We start from the raw sequence: 17,182 nt of genomic DNA, 5'->3' as shown, positions 1-17,182 counted from the left end.
AAAGTTATCATGAAAAAACGGTATATTTTTGGTTCACTCGCTATTACAGGTTTAGCAGCAATAACGCTTGCAGCTTGCGGTAGCAAAACCTCTTCGTCGGGATCTGGAAAGAATATTAAGGCAACCATTACCTTTGTTAACCAAAAAACTGACATGCACTCTAATGGAATGTGGAAAAAGTATATTGCTGAGTTTAATAAAGAATACCCTAACATCACTATTAAAGAACAAGCCTTAAATAACTATGACCAAACAGAGCAAACACGGATGTCATCAAAAAATTTTGGTGATGTCGTTGCGATTCCAGCAGCAGTTGCACCAAAAGACTATCCTAATTTCTTTAGCTCACTAGGTAAAACCAAGGATTTAGAAAAGAAATATACTAGTCTACAAGACCGTACTTACAAAGGAGAACAATACGGACTTCCTTCAGAAGTCAATGCAAATGGTTTTGTCGTTAATTGGAATGTTTTCAAAAAAGCTGGTATTGATAAATGGCCCACGACTACGGATGAATTTATCCAAGATTTAAAAACAATTAAAGCAAAATTACCTGATGTTACTCCTTTGTATACCAACTATGCTTGTGGTTGGGCATTAGTTGATTGGGATTTCCAACGTTCATCAGTAGCTGGAGATCCAAACTTTGATTTAGCACTTGCCAAAACAGATAAACCTTTCACAGAAGGTCAGCCCATGTACACTATTTACAATACACTTTACACCGCTGCTAAAGATGGCTTGATTAATCATGATCCAACGACAGATGATTGGAATACTTCAGTTTCGCAAATGGCTAAAAATAAAGTTGCAGTGATGATGCTTGCGACATGGGCTGTTCCTCAAGTTCAAGCTCAAATGTCATCAAATAAAGATGCGATTAACGTCGAACCCTTCCCACAAACTGCTCCTGATGGTAAAACATATATGCTTGTTGGCGGCGACTATAACTGGGGAGTTAATAAAAACAGTAAAAATCAAGAAGCGGCTAAGGATTGGGTTAAATGGCTGGTAGATAAATCTGATTTCGCTAAAGATAATGGTGGAATGACAGCTATGAAAAATCAACCTTACCCAACAGATTTAAATGATGCTAAGAAAAATGGAGTCGTATTCTTTGAAGCAGGTTCCACACCAGCAGATAAAGCAGACTTATTCTCAAATATTAATAATGGTTCGCAAGTTGGAATTGGTACAACTCAAACTGTTAAACAACAAATTATTGATTCTGGTGTTGGCTCATCTAAGAAGTCTTTTGCCTCTATTATGGATGGATTAAATACTGCTTGGTCACAAAATGTAAAACAATATAATCCGGATAAAAAGTAGAAAATTTCATAATTTAAATATATTTTTAGAAAAAAGAAAGGTGCTGGGTTGGAAATTTATTTTCCAGCCTTTCATTTTGGAGGGTATTATCTTGAGTAAGTTATCGCAAAAAGCGCAGAAAAGATTAATTATTTTTTCATTTACTATTGTCCCTATTGTCTTGCTTTTAATGTTTTCCTACTACCCCTTGGTGAGAATGATTCAATATTCACTGACCGATTGGAATGGAATTTCGCCAAGCTCAAACTATATTGGATTTGCTAATTATGAAAAAGTTTTTTCAAATCCCAATTATTTTGGTGTTTTTAAGACAAGTTTATATTATTTTTTATCAAGTTTTCCGCAACTTGGACTTGCCCTACTTTTTGCGACAATTTTATCTTTCAAAGTTAAATTTGCAAATTTTTGGAAAGGAATTTTATTTTTCCCTTACTTACTTAATGGGGTAGCGATTGGTTTTATGTTCTTATATTTTTATAAAACTGGTGGAACATTAGATTCTCTTTTACATCTGTTTGGAATCCATCACCTTCCGCTCTGGTTAGGAAATCAATCAATCAATAATATTTCTTTATCATTTGTATCTATTTGGCGTTATATGGGATTTAATTTTTTAATTTTTCTTGGTGCCATTCAATCAGTTGACCCTGAAATTTATGAAGCAGCAGAAATTGATGGTGCGAATCGTTGGAATCAATTTCGATATATCATTATTCCAGCAATCAGAAATATCTTATTTTTGAATATTATTTTATCTGTTTCGGGATCACTTTCAGTATTTGAAGTGCCATATATCATGACGGGAGGTGCAAATGGGACAATGACATTTGTCATTCAAACGGTACAAACTGCTTTTAATTATAATCAAGTGGGACTAGCTTCAGCAATGGCAGTTATTCTTTTGATTATTGTCGTCCTCGTTTCGGCAGCTCAGTTTATTTTGACTCAAGACAGAAGTGTTGCTAAAAAGAAAGCAGGTGCATGATGAATAAAACGGACAAGAAAATCTTTCATATTGGTGTCATTCTAAAATATATTCCATTAGTTTTAGCCGCTATTGTAGCAGTCTTACCGCTTTTAGTCGTATTTATAGGGTCATTTAAATCAATGACAGAATTTACTAATTCTGGTGTATTGACCTTGCCAAAACATTTTTCAATAGATAATTATACTAAAGCTTTCACCGAAGGGAATATGTTGACTGGTTTTAAGAATACTGTGATTATTTTTGTGGTATCAATGGTTGGGCAACTTTTGATTTCGTCATCATTTGCTTATGTGATGAATCGGTTTGAATTTCGGCTTAAAAAGCTTATTTTAGCTTTATTTACAATAGCTATGTTGATTCCAGCGATTACTTCTCAAGTTGCAGTCTTTCAATTGGTTAATAAACTTGGTTTAGTAGGGACACGTTGGTCAGTGATTATCCTTTATATTGGGACAAATGTGATTGCACTTTACATTTTTCTCCAATTTTTACAAGAAATTCCTTATTCTTTAGATGAATCTGCTTTGCTAGATGGAGCATCATACTTTAGAATCTTTTGGTCAATCATTTTGCCAAATCTGAAAGCACCGATTGTGACTATGGTCATTATTTCTGGCGTTGGTGTATATAATGATTTTTATAATCCTTATCTCTATATGCCTGACCCTAGCTTACAGGTCATTTCGACGGCACTTTTTGCTTTCAAAGGTTCATCAGTTGTGCAATGGCCAGTCATTTTGGCCGGAGTTATGATTGTAATTATTCCGATTTTGATTGTCTTTATCGTTTTACAAAAATATATTTATAATGGGGTAACAGGAGCTGTTAAATGAAAGTATCAGGTTTTATTTGGTTGATTCAACAGGTTTATATGATAATTATTGCCTCTTTAATGTTCTGGTTAAATATTCTGCTTGGTTTTGTTTTTTTAGGGACAACTTTTTCTTTTAAAAGGACGTTTGCTTACCTTGGAGGGAATTATTATGACAAATATCGTGAAAGGACAAAAGAGGTTGAGTTAAAATTTGAATGGAGCAATTTGATTCTTCTTTTTATAATTGGAGTTTTTGTTTTGGCTAGCCATTTTCCTTTAAGTAACTTAGGGACATTTTTAATTTTGGTTAGTTCGGCTTATTTTGTTCTGACTTTGATATATATTATTTTCAAGACCTATTATAGACTTGAAAAATTTACAGATGTCATGCAAAAACTAATGGGAAATTGGTCAATGGCAATTTATAGCTTAATGCTCATTTTGTTAGCCATTTTTTTGACTGGTTTTAATCGAGTTTGGTTCTTGTTTTTTGTTCCTGGATTATTCTGTAAAATGATTGATATTTCCTTTAAACACTTAGATAAAAAGAAAGTGAAAGTAAATGACTAAAATAATATTTCCAAAAGAATTTTGGTGGGGAGCGGCGACAAGTGGTCCACAGACTGAAGGCCGTTTTAAAAAGAAACACGCCAATATTTTTGATTATGATTTTGAAAAAAATCCTGAACGTTTTTGGCATGAGATTGGTCCTGATATGGCTAGTAATTTTTATAATGATTTTCGAGAAGACATTAAGTTGATGAAAAAAGCGGGTTTAAATTCGGTGAGAACAAGCATTCAATGGTCACGTTTAATTGATGATTTAGAAGAGGGAACAGTAAATCAAGATGCAGTCGACTTTTATAATGCTGTCATTGATGAATTTATAGCCAATGGGATTTGCCCAGTCATCAATCTACATCATTTTGATTTACCAGTTGATTTGCTTCATAAATATGGAGGATGGACAAATAAACATGTGATTGGATTGTATGTAAAATTTGCTGAGCAATGTTTTAAACTCTTTAGCGATCGAGTGAGTGACTGGTTTACCCATAATGAGCCAATGGTAGTGGTTGAAGGGGGTTATCTCTATCAATTTCATTATCCAGATTTGGTTGATGGAAAACTTGCAGTACAAGTAGCTTATAATTTGCAATTAGCTTCAAGTTTAGCAATTCAAAAATTTCATGAAATCAATCAAAATCCTAATGGTAAAATAGGAATTGTATTAAATCTAAGTCCAAATTATCCAGCGTCACAGGCTAAAGAAGATATTGCTGCGGCTCATATTGCGGATTTATGGCAAAATCAGCTATTTATGGATGCTTCTGTCAAAGGAGAATTTCCTAAGGAATTGGTTGAACTCTTGACTAAAGATAAAGTGATTTGGGAATCAACTAAAGAAGAACTAGCCATTATAAAAAATAATAAAGTCGATAGACTTGGAGTTAACTATTATCATCCAAATCGAGCACAAAAGCCCTATTATTCACCAAATAGCTTAGCTGTAGATTGGTTACCTAATAAATATTTTGCTAATTACCAAATGCATGGTGCGCGAATGAATGTTGATAAGGGTTGGGAAATTTATCCTCGAGCATTATATGAAATTGCTAAAAATATCCAAAAAAATTATGATAATATTCCTTGGTTTGTCTCAGAATGTGGTATGGGAGTTAGCAATGAGGAGCGATATTTGAATGAAGAGGGACAGATTGATGATGATTATCGGATTCAATTTATTCAAGAACATTTGTATTGGTTGCATCAAGCAATCGAGGAGGGAAGTTCTTGTTTTGGCTTTCATCTATGGACACCAATTGATTGTTTTAGTTGGCGTAATTCTTATCGTAATCGTTATGGTTTGATTTCTGTGAATATTCATACACAAGAAAAGACTTTGAAAAAATCGGCTTATTTCTTTAAAAATTTAACAGAAAATTCGGGATTAGAGCTCTCTGAGGAATTCTTTGATAAATTTAATAAAACATTTCGTTTTTGAGGTAAATAGTGCTATAATTCGGATAATAATAGAGAAGGTTTTGAAAGGAGAGGTATTTGAATAAATACGCAAAAATCCGAAACGATGTAAGAAATAAAATTATTTCTGGAAAATATAAACCTGGAACTTTGCTCCCTAAAGAATCGGAAATGATCATGAAATATAGTGCTTCCAAATTAACGATAAAAAAAGCAATGGATGAGCTTGTCAATGAAGGTTTAATTGTTAAGCGAAGAGGAAGTGGGACATTTGTTAAAGGATTAAGTACTGAGGACATTGAAAAATTAAAGGTGGTCAATCAGTTTCAGGGTTCAAGTGCATTCTTTGCTGATAAAGTGGTAGAAAGTCGTATTTTAGTATTTGAAGTAGTAAAGTCTGAGCCAGAAATAATGGAACGATTGGGGCTAAGCGAAGTTAGCGATTTATACCATGTCGTTCGGACTCGCTTGATAGACGAAGATCCATATGTTATTGAGAGTACTTATATGCCTGTTGATTTAATCAAAAATTTAACTTTTGAAATTTGTTCAGGATCAATTTATGAGTATATTGAAGATGAACTTGGTTTAACGATTGGAAGTGCTCATCGTAAAATTGAAGCCCGAAAAGGGACTGATGAAGAATTGTCTGAGTTAGGAGGAAAGTCTGGAGATCCAATTGTTTTAGTATCACAGGTTGGTTATCTATCAGATGGGAGAACTTTTGAGTTTTCGATGAATGTTCATCGTTATGATAAATACGCTTTTGAAACAGTTCTAATGCATAAAAACTAAATTTAAGTTAAGGCTTGCATTTTATCAGATTTATAGATATAATAGACAAGTTATAACTTTCGTACAGATAACATAAATTATGTTGAATTATACAGAGGCGAAATTATTATTTTAGGATAATAATTTCGTCTCTTTTTGTTTAGTTTTAGGAGATTTTATTGCATGAATAAAAACAACCATTTCCACTTATTGGGGGCAGTGATTGCTACAGGGATTTTGTCATTTTCTGGCGTTTTGATTGAAACAGCGATGAATGTGACTTTCCCAACGCTGATTAATGAGTTTGGACTTTCTACCTCAAAAATACAATGGGTAACGACGATTTATCTGCTTGTGATTGCGATTACGATTCCGCTCTCTTCTTATTTTAATGAGCGATTTTCAGCAAGAAAACTTTTCTTGGTCGCTAATCTTATCTTTTTAGTTGGGGTTTTGACCAACTGTTTCTCACCAAATTTTGCCATGCTATTATTTGGCCGACTTTTACAAGGGGTGGGAACCGGGATTGGTTTACCTCTGATGTTCCACCTGATTTTGACTAAAGCACCACTTCATAAAAGAGGAATGATGATGGGAATTGGGACTTTAACGACTTCCATCGCTCCGGCTATTGGCCCAACTTATGGAGGAATTATTTCTAATTCGCTTGATTGGCGTTATATCTATATTTTCCTTTTACCTTTGGTGGTAATTTCTTTAGTGCTTGGTTTGGCTTGTCTTCCAAGAGAAAGGGCAAAAACGCCAAAGAAATTGGCGCTTCGTCCAGTTATTGCATTATCAATTATGTTCTTTGCTTTCATTTCGGCTCTAAGTGCAGAGCATTTAATGACTTTCGCCTTACTCTTTATTGTAGGATTGGTTGGAGCTTTCTTGTTTGTTCGATTCAACCGCAAAGAAAGTTTAATTGATTTAGGAATTTTGCAAAATCACCGATTTGTGGCACTGATTTTCAGTCTTTTAGTATATCAAGCTTTGCTATTAGGTCTATCTTTTGTTTTACCAAGTTTTATTCAAGTTTCTGCGGGATTTAGTTCATCAGTGGCGGGACTATTTATGTTTCCTGGAGCTTTGATTGGCGCAGTTTTAGCACCAATTTCTGGGAAAGTTTTGGACCAAATTGGTGCCAGAAAACCAATTACGACTGGTTTGATTTTAGCAGCTCTTGGTCTTGCCTTGCTTTTCGTCTTTTTACCAACAAAAAGTCTTGCTTTACTCTTGGTGGCACACATTGTCTTGATGTTGGGTCTTGGGATTTCATATAGTAACTTAATGACTTGTAGCTTGAGCACTTTAGCTACTGACCAACTTTCTGATGGAAATGCTTTGGTCAATACTTTGCAACAATTTATCGGTGCGGTGGCAACGGCAGTTGTCGCAACGACACTTTCAATTTTCCAAGGACTCAATGGCTTCAAAGTTGGAACAAGTCATGGAACTTCAATTATTTTAGCTCTATTTTTCATCTTGATTATCGTGAGTTTAATTGTCAGTTTCCCAAATTTGAAAAAAATTAGAGCCAATCATTAAAAAAATCTTTGACGAATGACACTTTTTTCGTTATAATATTTTAAAACCTTTAACTAAGTCCAGAGAGGCTTGCAAGGATACGGAAAATTTAATTTGGCTTACTGATAGCTTAAAGATGAACTACTCTTTAGCGCATTTATTCTGTCAGTAAATTACCAGTTTTTTAGTACACTTGTAAGTTCTCTTACAAGTGTTTTTTTGTGTCAATTAAGGAGTTGTCAGTAAATCTGAACTTTCTGTCAGTAATGCGATTAACATGAGCATTTTATTGGTGAATAAAAGAAGGTTCAGTAAGCTGTAGCTTCTGTCCGAATAAAGAATGGAGAAATAATGCCTAAGTTACAAGAGATGATGACGATTGTCAGCCAACGTGAGGTTGCTTCTAATATTTTCGAGATGGTTCTTAAAGGAGAGTTAGTAGAAGAGATGAATTTGCCGGGACAATTTTTACATCTTGCTGTACCTAATGCTAGTATGCTTTTACGTCGCCCAATCTCTATTTCCAGTTGGGATAAAGTCGCAAAAACTTGTACGATTCTTTATCGAAGTGGTGACGAAACAAGTGGAACTTATGAAATTTCAAAATTACAAACAGGTGCAAAAATTGATGTAATGGGCCCACTGGGAAATGGTTTTCCAGTAGATGAGGTAGTTTCGACTGATAAAATTTTAATTGTCGGCGGAGGAATTGGAGTTCCCCCTCTCTATGAATTGGCTAAACAACTTGAAGAAAAAAACTGCCAAATGACCATTTTGCTGGGTTTTGCTTCTGAAAAGGTCAAGATTTTAGAGAAAGAATTTGCTGAATTAAAAAATGTAAGCTTGAAAATTGCAACTGACGATGGCTCTTATGGAACAAAAGGTCATGTTGGGATGTTAATGGAAGAAGTTGATTTTGAAGTTGATGCTCTTTATACTTGTGGTGCGCCAGCCATGCTCAAAGCTGTTGCAAAAAAATATGACCAGTTGGAACGACTTTATATTTCAATGGAAAGCCGGATGGCTTGTGGAATCGGAGCATGTTATGCTTGCGTTGAACATGATAAAGAAGATGAGAATCATGCCCTTAAAGTCTGTGAAGATGGTCCTGTATTTTTAGGAAAACAACTATCACTATAATCGGACTATTCAATCAGTAAAATAATCATCAGTAGAGCTGATGATTGTCACAAAAAAATTAGGAGAAAAAATGACCGAAAATAATCGTCTGTCAGTAAAATTACCCGGACTTGATTTAAAAAATCCAATCATTCCAGCTTCAGGTTGTTTTGGCTTTGGTGAAGAATATGCCAAATATTATGATTTGAACAAATTAGGGTCAATCATGGTCAAAGCAACAACCCTTCATCCTCGTTTTGGCAATCCAACACCCCGTGTGGCTGAAACAGCGAGTGGCATGCTTAATGCAATTGGGCTACAAAATCCAGGATTAGAAGTTATAATGGCCGAAAAATTGCCTTGGCTCAATGAAAATTTTCCAGACCTTCCGATTATTGCCAATGTAGCTGGTTCTGAAGAAGATGATTATGTGGCTGTTTGTGCAAAAATTGGAGATGCACCCAATGTGAAAGCCATTGAATTAAATATCTCATGCCCTAATGTTAAACACGGCGGACAAGCTTTTGGGACAGATCCAAATGTTGCAGCTGCGCTAGTCAAAGCTTGTAAAGCGGTCAGTAAGGTGCCTTTGTATGTGAAACTTTCACCCAACGTGACCGACATTGTTCCGATTGCAAAAGCAGTTGAAGCTGCTGGAGCAGATGGATTGACAATGATAAATACACTGATGGGTGTACGTTTTGATTTGAAAACACGAAAACCTGTTTTAGCAAATATTACAGGTGGATTGTCGGGTCCTGCAATTAAACCAGTTGCACTCAAACTCATTCATCAAGTGGCTCAAGTGGTTGACATTCCAATCATTGGAATGGGTGGGGTTGAAAGTGCTCAAGACGTTTTAGAAATGTATATGGCAGGAGCTTCAGCCGTTGCCGTTGGCACTGCCAATTTTGCTGACCCATTTGTCTGTCCAAAAATCATTGAAAAATTACCAGAGGTAATGGATCAATATGGAATTGATAGCTTAGAAAACTTGATTCAAGAAGTTAAAAACTCAAAAAGATGATTTTATTATTAGCTAAAATTACTGACAGCCTGTTTAATCATTCTGTCAGTAAAATGCGATTAAATTGAGCATTTTATCTGTAGCTAAGAGAATTGTCAGTGGAACTGATAATTCTCTCGTTCATTAGCGACCAAAGCGAGCATTTTATCGATAGCTAAAAGAATTGTCAGCGGAGCTGATAATTCTGTCATTAAATATTTAGAAAAAAGGAAGTAAAAAAATGCAAGAAAATAAACCTGTCATTGCCCTTGATTTCCCTGAATTCTCAGACGTAAAAGATTTTCTCGAAAAATTTGATCCGTCAGAACAATTGTATATTAAACTAGGAATGGAGCTTTTTTACACGGCTGGACCCCAAGTCGTTTACTATGTCAAATCGCTCGGTCACAGTGTATTCCTTGATTTAAAACTCCATGATATTCCAAATACTGTTGAATCCTCAATGCGTGTTTTAGCACGTTTGGGAGTGGATATGGTTAATGTTCACGCCGCTGGTGGTGTTGAAATGATGGTTGCAGCTAAACGTGGTTTAGAGGCTGGAACGCCAGTTGGACGGCAAAGACCAAAATTAATTGCGGTCACACAATTAACCTCAACTTCTGAGGAGATTATGCAAAATGACCAAAAAATTATGACTAGTCTTGAAGAATCGGTTATTAATTACGCACAAAAAACCGCTCAAGCAGGACTTGACGGTGTCGTTTGTTCGGCACATGAAGTTGAAAAAATTAAAGCAGCGACATCGAAAGAATTCATTTGTCTCACACCAGGAATTCGCCCAGAAGGTGCAAGTAAAGGCGACCAAAAACGAGTAATGACACCTAAAGAAGCAAGAACAATTGGTTCAGATTATATTGTTGTCGGCCGTCCAATTACCCAAGCAAAAGATCCAGTAGCTAGCTATCATGCGATAAAAGCAGAATGGACTTAATACATAGTTTTTTAGAAAATTAAAAATTAAGTATGATAGTAATTTCATCAGAAGTAAGTAAAATCTTGCTGATGCATGTTTTTACTATCTTTTTTTGTTGTTCATAATCCATTGTTCTTATGTCCCCTGATTTCAGTAATTCTAAAACTCGATTATTTTTATCGTGATTTATTTTGCCTTCTTTGTTTTCATTCAATTGATTTTCTAACTGTTTTTTTACCCCTAAAAGATTTTTAACATTCTTTTGAAGTTCAACTTCATCAATATAATCATTTCTAAAAAGATAGTTTTCTTTATCAATTTTCTTATTTACAGATTGTAACTCTTTTTTAACCGCTTCAAAATTAAATGCCTCTGATTTATCAAGCGATAAGAATTTTTTCAACTCAGTTTCTTTAGTTGGTAAATTAGCAAGATATTCAATAACATGCTCTTCTAAATCTAATCTATGATAATATCCAGAGTCACATTTTTTCTGATTATCAGATAGGCGCTTTCTATAATCCTTTCTCCTTACACATTCATATCTTACAGCTGAAGTCCCATCTAAACGCTTGGGACCAGTTAAAGATGTGATATGTCCGCCACAATATCCGCATTTAAGTAGACCAGATAGCATATATTTAGCACGGAATGGTCTAGCTACATTGGTTAGTTCAACTTGCTTAATTTGGCGCTTTTCCAACTCATCTTGTACAGCCCAAAAAAGTTCTTCGCTTATTATTTTTTCATGCTCTTGTTCATAGGCTTTACCTTTAAATTTACCCTTAGCAATATAAACCGTATTTTCAAGCATATTTCTAATTGTACTGAAGGGCCACTTTCCTTTTCTTGAAGAATATCCTTTTTCATTTAATTCTTGACGGATTGTAGCCACACTTTTTCCACCCATATAATCAGTAAATATCTTTTGAACAATTTTGGCTTCTTGGGGTACAATTTCAAGGATGTCTTGACCAGGAGTTCTTTTGTATCCATAAGGAGGGGTTGAGAAAGCCATAGTTTTTCCTGATTTTGCACGTCCGAGCCTTCCTAATGCCATACGCTCTGTTATTGTTTTTCGTTCCATTTCAGCAACCGCAGCAAGAAGAGTGAAGAAGAACTCTCCCATAGCGTCAGATGTATCTATTTTCTCATTTAGTGATACAAATTCAATGTCATTCTTTTTGAAAACTTCTTTGATTAAATATAAATTATCACTTGTACTTCGAGAGAGGCGATCCAGTTTATAAACTAAAATAGTATTAAAAGTACGATTTTCGGCATCTCTAAGTAATTTTTTCATAGCTGGCCGTTCTATGGTACTTCCAGAAAAACCTGCATCAGTATAGACTTCTGATACTTCCCATCCCATTATTTCGCAATATTTATTCAGTTTATCTTGTTGTTCTCCGATGGAATAACCATCTTCAGCTTGGCTTAGTGTACTGACTCGGCAATAGATTGCTACTTTTTTCATTGTTTTTGTACCTCATTTTTGTTAAAATAAGTACAGTAAAAATGCTTCATTTGAAGTGTTTATACTGTACTTGAGATTAAATCCGTCCTCGCCGTCCAAAGTTTGGGCGGATTTTTTTGTTTTTTTAATTTTTTATTTCCCACTTATGTCCACAGTCATTGCACATCATCTTGAAACCCTTAGTATTACTACCAACTCTTATAATTCCAAAATTTCCTTTTTGTATTGCGCCAAGTGAAATGACATTATGGCTATGACATTTAGAACATATTGCGCCTTCTTTAGCTAATTTTTTATCTTGTTTTTTTAATTGATTTATATCTTTCTTTGCATTTTTTTCAATTTTTGCTTCTGATAAACTATCTTCTATTATTTGATTTGCTTCTCCAGATTTTAATTGTTCAATTGAAAGAGAATTTAATATTTTAGAGAAAAGTAGTGGTTTAGTAGCTAATCCTCTTAAATCATATCCTAACAGTTTCATACAATCAGCACATACTATTTCATTATTGTTATTCAAATTATAATGAGCGGTTAAAGCGCCTAATTTTTTATTACAAATTCCGCATTCTTTTTTTCCCATGACTTTCTCCTAGTTATTTCTTTAATAATAATTTAGTTTTTAAAAAATTAATTGTGACTGATTCTCTATAGCAATTTGTTCCATTTCCTGAGCTGCCATATCGTAAAATTCTTTTACAGATAATTTGAAGCGTGTTAGAAATCGTTCAGGAGTGTAGTAACACGCATGATAGTCTATTTCTTCTAAGTAATCAATTGCTTTGCAATGTATCATGAATCTGTTCGCTTTAGCTTCATTAATAACATGTAGCTGTGAGGAACTTAGCTTAGTCAAAGTAGTCCCTTTTATTTTATGGCCACATTCATGTAGGGTAATGATTTCCATCTGCTCATCAGATTCAATAGTACCATCAACAATAATCGCACCATTCTCTCCATATTCAAAAGCATAAGGGAGATAGTAGCCTCCACCATCGAGAGGAGAGGTTGAAAACACCAAAGGTATTCCTATCTCATCAAGTATTTCTTTATAATTCATAAAATCTCCTGTCATGATTTTATATTTTAGTCTTTAGGTTTAGCTTCCATGTATCCTTTAATCAGGGCTTTAATTACTTCTTTATCATGATCAGTCATAGGTTGTCCATTATATGCTTCGGCGCTTCCTAACATCCGGTCAACATCTTTTTCATTGAACGGAGAGTCAGATAGTCCAATAAGATAGTCAGTTGAAGTCCCAAAGAAAGTAGCTAATTTTTCAAGGGTTGCCCCATTAGGAATATTTTTCTTCCACCTGTAAGTTGTGTTTGTTGAAAGTCCAAATTTTTCTTCAAATTCACCAACAGTCATTTTCCTTTTATCCAAAAGGAATTTTACGCGGTCATAAACCGTCATTTTGCACCTCCAAAAAGATACAAGAAAAACTATTAATGTTTTTTAATAGAAAAAACTTGACATTATTAAAAAACATTAGTATAATAAATCTTGTAGAAATGAGTTAAGTTTCTAGTTAAGTTTTCAGTTAATAAATACACTTCACAAATACAATGAACCGAGCCGCCAAGCAAGTTTATAAAGTAATTGTTAAGGCTTTTAACTATGCTATCATTCTAATGTTTTTTAATAAAAAAGTCAAGAATTAAAGCATAAATTATTAGTAAAAAATATTTAACTAGATTCTTAATTGAATTCTATATCAAAAATAACAGCAGAGACAACTACTCAGACGGTGTTAGTACGGCAGACGGAAATCTAAGTCAAAGAGTGAAGCAACTTGTTATTAATTATTTTATAGAGAGGAGCAGTTAAATGCCACAATCAAGTAATGCAGGTGAACTAATTCTTGAATGGTTGGAACTTACAGGAATCCGACAAGATTCTCTAGGTTCTGAGTATGGACAGAAGAAAGTTCAATTTCATCAAATGCTTCATAACAAAACTCCAAAACATGAAGCGAGCGTGCTTATGTCAAAGATCATGAGTGACAAAGGAATCACTTTGGATAAACTAGATGAACTTCGTGAATTAAAAGGAGCCTAGAAAGAATAAATGGATAAAAGACCGAAAATCTATGGCAAGTTTAAAGATGGAACAGTTGTTGAGCTTGCCGACATAAAAGAAAGTGGAAAAGGATTTAATGATTATCCCCCATTTTACATGGTTCTAGCTGCTATCAATCGAGAAGAGGGGAGAGCTTAAAGAAATGCTCAAAATTAAACTTTTAAATAAGTCTGACCAACAGTGGTTAGAAGGTCGCAAAGATGTTGAAGCACAATTGGAGATTTATAGTTCAATCCTCAGCGCAAATGACCGTGTTCGAGCTATGAAACAGCCACGAGCCAAACCCAGTGAATCACTTGTTCATTACGCAAAAGAACAATCGCTTGGAATGTGGTTAGAAGAATCACCATTCTTTGCGGAAATGAAAAAAGCCCGCACTGGTAATGCGAGCTGGTAGAAAATTTTCCCAAAATTCTACCTTCATTATAACAAAAAATGAAAGTGAATAACATGATAAAAATCAATAAATTAGAAATTGAAAATGTGAAGCGTGTCAAAGCTGTTTCACTTGAGCCAACACAAAACGGACTGACCGTAATTGGTGGACGAAATGGCCAAGGTAAAACATCAATCCTTGATTCCATTGCATGGGCTTTGGGTGGTAATAAGTACAAACCTAGCCAACCACACCGTGAAGGTAGCGTACTTCCTCCAAATCTTCAAATATCATTGAGCAACGGTTTAGAAATCAAGCGTGATGGAAAAAATAGTGATTTGAAAGTCATTGATCCAAGCGGTCAAAAAGCTGGACAAAAACTCCTTGATAGTTTTGTAGAGGAATTCGCCCTTAATCTTCCGAAGTTCATGGAATCATCAAATGCTGACAAAGCAAGAACATTACTTCAAATCATTGGAGTTGGTGACAAGCTGGCAGAGTTCGAGAAAAAAGAACAAGAACTTTATAATGAACGTTTGGTTATTGGACGAGTTGCAGACCAGAAAAAGAAATTTGCTGCTGAAATGACCTACTTTCAGGAAGCACCCAAAGAGCTTATCAGTGTGTCTGAACTTATTCAGGAACAACAAGCTATTCTTGCTAAGAATGCTGAAAATGAGCGACTGAGAGGGCAAAGGGATAATCTGAAACAACGTCAAGCTCACCTTGATTCTGAAATTGCACGATTAATTGAAGAAAAAGCCAAAGTTGACCAACAACTAGAAATTGCTGAAAAAGATGCACTTGATTTGCATGATGAGTCAACTGAGCAACTTGAGTACAGCATCAGTAATACCGAAGAAATCAATCGCAAAGTCCGTGCCAATCTTGATAAAGACAAAGCCGAACAAGATGCTCAAGTTGAAAAAGAAAAATATGATAACTTGAGCGCTCAAATTGACCGTATTCGTTTAGATAAAAATCAATTGTTAGAAGATGCAGATTTGCCTTTGCCTGGCCTGTCAGTAGCAGAAGGAGAACTCCTCTACAAAGGTCAACGCTGGGATAATATGTCCGGAGCTGAACAGCTTAAAGTTTCAACCGCAATTGTTCGCAAACTTAATCCAGAATGTGGTTTCATTTTGATTGATAAGTTAGAACAGATGGACTTAGACACCTTGAAAGAATTTGGCCAATGGCTCGAGCAAGAACAATTACAAGCGATTGCCACAAGAGTTTCAACTGGTGACGAGTGTTCTATTATCATCTCTGATGGTTATGGTGAAGAAACTGGACAAGCGGCTGTAATTGAAACACAACCAGTTCAACCAGAACAGACAAAATATCAGTTTTAAAAAACCAAGACTATAAAAATCTTGGAAAGTTAGAGATTAGATTATTTCAATTTTTGAAACAGCTTTTGAAGAATAGTAGGTTCTATCTTCTTTAATATCATAGAAAAATTCTGAATTAAAGAGGACTTTTAAAAAACTAGGTACTAGCCCATCCTTCTGGTGTTCCTCAAGTGTACATGGTTGTGCAATTGAAGCTCCAATATCTTGTTTTGCTGAACTCACATATCTTCCAAGAATTTGACCTTCATGAAATGTGACAACAGAGCTGTCCGAAAAAGTTACTTTAATTTCTGACATAATAAACCCTTCTTTCTAAGTTAATAGTCTTATTATATCACATCAGAATAATTAAAATCCAAAGGAGAAATAATGGTATTTAACATTACAAGCGGTCCAACTGCTACCGCTCAAAAAGTAGTTTTGTATGGAGTTGAAGGAATTGGGAAGTCAACCTTTGCTTCGCAGTTTCCAAATGCAGTGTTCATTGATATCGAGGGTTCAACCTCAAATATGGATGTAATGCGAATGCCTTCTCCCCGAAGTTGGCAAATGATTATGGATGAAGTAGAAGATGTTAAACAACGTCAAATCTGCCAAACCTTAATCATTGATAGTGGGGATTGGGCTGAAAGAAAATGTAAAGAACATTTAGCCGTACTTGGAAAATGGACAGATAGTACAAATGATTATGGGGCAAAATATGTTTCTCTTGAAAAAGAATTTGGTCAACTTGTAAATAAGTTGAGTGATGTAGTTGAAGTTGGAATTAATGTTGTTGTAACTGCTCATGCGAAACTCAAGAAAAAAGAAGAGCCTGACCAAATGGGTGCTTATGACCGCTATCAGCTAAAAATGGAAGATAAAACAGGCGCCATGTTGAAAGAATGGGCGGATATGGTTCTGTTTGCCAATTATGAAACAACGATTGTTACTGACAGCAAAACCAATTCAAAAAAAGCAACTGGTGGTCAACGTGTTATGTTTGCGGCACATCATCCAGGTTGGGATGCAAAAAACAGACATAATTTGCCTGACAAGTTACCACTTGATTTTGGAGCAATTGCCCATATTTTTCAAAAGCAAGTTACTCCACGGGTTCAGACACAGCCACCAGTTGAGCAACCTCAACAAGAACAAGTAACTGCAGCAACCACGGTTGAAACACCTCAAGAAAATAATTTTGGACGTGAACCAAATATCATTGATCCAGCAATACCAAAAGAATTGGCTCAACTGATGTCAGTAAATGAAGTGACAGAAGAAGAAATTCGTAGATTGGTAGCAGAAAAAGGATTTAGACCTTATGAAATGCCAGTCAAAGATTATCCAGATGATTTGATTCAAGGTGGGCTTGTTGCTCAATGGGACAAAATTTTCACAGAAATTAAAGCTAAAAGAGCTTACTAAATAAAAGGAGA

Annotated in this window: 20 protein-coding genes; 15 read left to right on the top strand and 5 right to left on the bottom strand. The window is 35.0% G+C overall.

Features of this window, described 5'->3' with window-relative positions; translation table 11 throughout:
* Positions 1 to 9: 9 nt before the first annotated feature.
* The 10 genes from AB6B24_RS10600 (at position 10) to pyrF (ending at position 10,492) form a co-directional block, all read left to right on the top strand.
* A complete protein-coding gene (locus AB6B24_RS10600; protein ID WP_058205442.1) occupies positions 10 to 1,329 on the top strand; it encodes an ABC transporter substrate-binding protein in 1,320 nt (439 codons plus the stop codon).
* Positions 1,330 to 1,414: 85 nt separating this feature from the next.
* A complete protein-coding gene (locus tag AB6B24_RS10595) occupies positions 1,415 to 2,314 on the top strand; it encodes a carbohydrate ABC transporter permease (protein ID WP_104142523.1) in 900 nt (299 codons plus the stop codon).
* Positions 2,311 to 3,150, top strand: a complete 840-nt coding sequence (locus tag AB6B24_RS10590) for a carbohydrate ABC transporter permease (RefSeq protein ID WP_173402260.1) — start codon at positions 2,311 to 2,313, stop codon at positions 3,148 to 3,150. The genes AB6B24_RS10595 and AB6B24_RS10590 overlap by 4 nt, the downstream gene beginning before the upstream one ends.
* A complete protein-coding gene (locus AB6B24_RS10585) occupies positions 3,147 to 3,701 on the top strand; it encodes a hypothetical protein (protein WP_038600586.1) in 555 nt (184 codons plus the stop codon). The genes AB6B24_RS10590 and AB6B24_RS10585 overlap by 4 nt, the downstream gene beginning before the upstream one ends.
* Positions 3,694 to 5,136: a glycoside hydrolase family 1 protein gene (locus tag AB6B24_RS10580; RefSeq protein WP_058205443.1), complete on the top strand. Its 1,443-nt coding sequence runs from the start codon at positions 3,694 to 3,696 to the stop codon at positions 5,134 to 5,136. The genes AB6B24_RS10585 and AB6B24_RS10580 overlap by 8 nt, the downstream gene beginning before the upstream one ends.
* Positions 5,137 to 5,192: 56 nt before the next feature.
* Positions 5,193 to 5,909: a GntR family transcriptional regulator gene (locus AB6B24_RS10575; RefSeq protein WP_058205444.1), complete on the top strand. Its 717-nt coding sequence runs from the start codon at positions 5,193 to 5,195 to the stop codon at positions 5,907 to 5,909.
* A 162-nt stretch (positions 5,910 to 6,071) separates the two neighbouring features.
* Positions 6,072 to 7,436, top strand: a complete 1,365-nt coding sequence (locus AB6B24_RS10570; protein ID WP_195927494.1) for an MDR family MFS transporter — start codon at positions 6,072 to 6,074, stop codon at positions 7,434 to 7,436.
* A 330-nt stretch (positions 7,437 to 7,766) separates the two neighbouring features.
* Entirely contained in the window at positions 7,767 to 8,555 is a 789-nt protein-coding gene (locus AB6B24_RS10565; RefSeq protein ID WP_098393657.1) for a dihydroorotate dehydrogenase electron transfer subunit, read from the top strand.
* 70 nt (positions 8,556 to 8,625) lie between these two features.
* Positions 8,626 to 9,561: a dihydroorotate dehydrogenase gene (locus tag AB6B24_RS10560; RefSeq protein ID WP_311802790.1), complete on the top strand. Its 936-nt coding sequence runs from the start codon at positions 8,626 to 8,628 to the stop codon at positions 9,559 to 9,561.
* Between the two features lie 220 nt (positions 9,562 to 9,781).
* Entirely contained in the window at positions 9,782 to 10,492 is a 711-nt protein-coding gene (gene pyrF, locus AB6B24_RS10555) for an orotidine-5'-phosphate decarboxylase (RefSeq protein ID WP_311920058.1), read from the top strand.
* 19 nt (positions 10,493 to 10,511) lie between these two features.
* Here the strand turns inward: pyrF and AB6B24_RS10550 are convergent, their stop codons facing one another.
* The 4 genes from AB6B24_RS10550 to AB6B24_RS10535 all read right to left on the bottom strand — a co-directional run bounded on the left by AB6B24_RS10550 (position 10,512) and on the right by AB6B24_RS10535 (position 13,367).
* Positions 10,512 to 11,951 (bottom strand): recombinase family protein, encoded by a 1,440-nt coding sequence (locus AB6B24_RS10550; RefSeq protein ID WP_369164652.1) that lies wholly within the window; start codon positions 11,949 to 11,951, stop codon positions 10,512 to 10,514.
* 124 nt (positions 11,952 to 12,075) lie between these two features.
* On the bottom strand, positions 12,076 to 12,534 hold the full coding sequence (locus tag AB6B24_RS10545) for a hypothetical protein (RefSeq protein ID WP_369164650.1): 459 nt from the start codon (positions 12,532 to 12,534) through the stop codon (positions 12,076 to 12,078).
* Positions 12,535 to 12,573: 39 nt separating this feature from the next.
* A complete protein-coding gene (locus tag AB6B24_RS10540) occupies positions 12,574 to 13,011 on the bottom strand; it encodes a hypothetical protein (RefSeq protein WP_058224538.1) in 438 nt (145 codons plus the stop codon).
* Between the two features lie 26 nt (positions 13,012 to 13,037).
* Positions 13,038 to 13,367 (bottom strand): helix-turn-helix domain-containing protein, encoded by a 330-nt coding sequence (locus AB6B24_RS10535; RefSeq protein ID WP_195362704.1) that lies wholly within the window; start codon positions 13,365 to 13,367, stop codon positions 13,038 to 13,040.
* Positions 13,368 to 13,781: 414 nt separating this feature from the next.
* Here AB6B24_RS10535 and AB6B24_RS10530 point away from each other — a divergent pair, with 414 nt between their 5' ends.
* From AB6B24_RS10530 to AB6B24_RS10515, 4 genes are read left to right on the top strand one after another with little or no spacing between them, the layout of a single operon-like run.
* Positions 13,782 to 14,012, top strand: coding sequence for a hypothetical protein (locus AB6B24_RS10530; RefSeq protein ID WP_058221518.1), 231 nt, complete (start codon positions 13,782 to 13,784; stop codon positions 14,010 to 14,012).
* A gap of 9 nt (positions 14,013 to 14,021) precedes the next feature.
* The gene (locus AB6B24_RS10525; protein WP_160321586.1) at positions 14,022 to 14,171 is read left to right on the top strand and encodes a hypothetical protein; all 150 of its coding nucleotides are present in this window, start codon (positions 14,022 to 14,024) and stop codon (positions 14,169 to 14,171) included.
* A gap of 4 nt (positions 14,172 to 14,175) precedes the next feature.
* Positions 14,176 to 14,430 carry a hypothetical protein gene (locus AB6B24_RS10520; RefSeq protein WP_369164649.1) on the top strand — a complete coding sequence of 85 codons (255 nt, stop codon included), beginning with the start codon at positions 14,176 to 14,178 and terminating at the stop codon, positions 14,428 to 14,430.
* Between the two features lie 53 nt (positions 14,431 to 14,483).
* Positions 14,484 to 15,764, top strand: a complete 1,281-nt coding sequence (locus tag AB6B24_RS10515) for an AAA family ATPase (protein ID WP_369164647.1) — start codon at positions 14,484 to 14,486, stop codon at positions 15,762 to 15,764.
* Between the two features lie 36 nt (positions 15,765 to 15,800).
* Here the strand turns inward: AB6B24_RS10515 and AB6B24_RS10510 are convergent, their stop codons facing one another.
* Positions 15,801 to 16,061 carry a hypothetical protein gene (locus AB6B24_RS10510; protein ID WP_369164646.1) on the bottom strand — a complete coding sequence of 87 codons (261 nt, stop codon included), beginning with the start codon at positions 16,059 to 16,061 and terminating at the stop codon, positions 15,801 to 15,803.
* Positions 16,062 to 16,133: 72 nt separating this feature from the next.
* Between AB6B24_RS10510 and AB6B24_RS10505 the strand changes: the two genes are divergently transcribed.
* Entirely contained in the window at positions 16,134 to 17,171 is a 1,038-nt protein-coding gene (locus tag AB6B24_RS10505; protein WP_369164645.1) for an ATP-binding protein, read from the top strand.
* Positions 17,172 to 17,182 lie beyond the last annotated feature (11 nt).

Source organism: Lactococcus sp. AK05, from assembly GCF_041026685.1.
Lineage (GTDB): Bacteria > Bacillota > Bacilli > Lactobacillales > Streptococcaceae > Lactococcus > Lactococcus lactis.
Note: the sequence above shows the minus strand (reverse complement) of the source record. Positions and strands in the feature narration are given on the sequence as shown.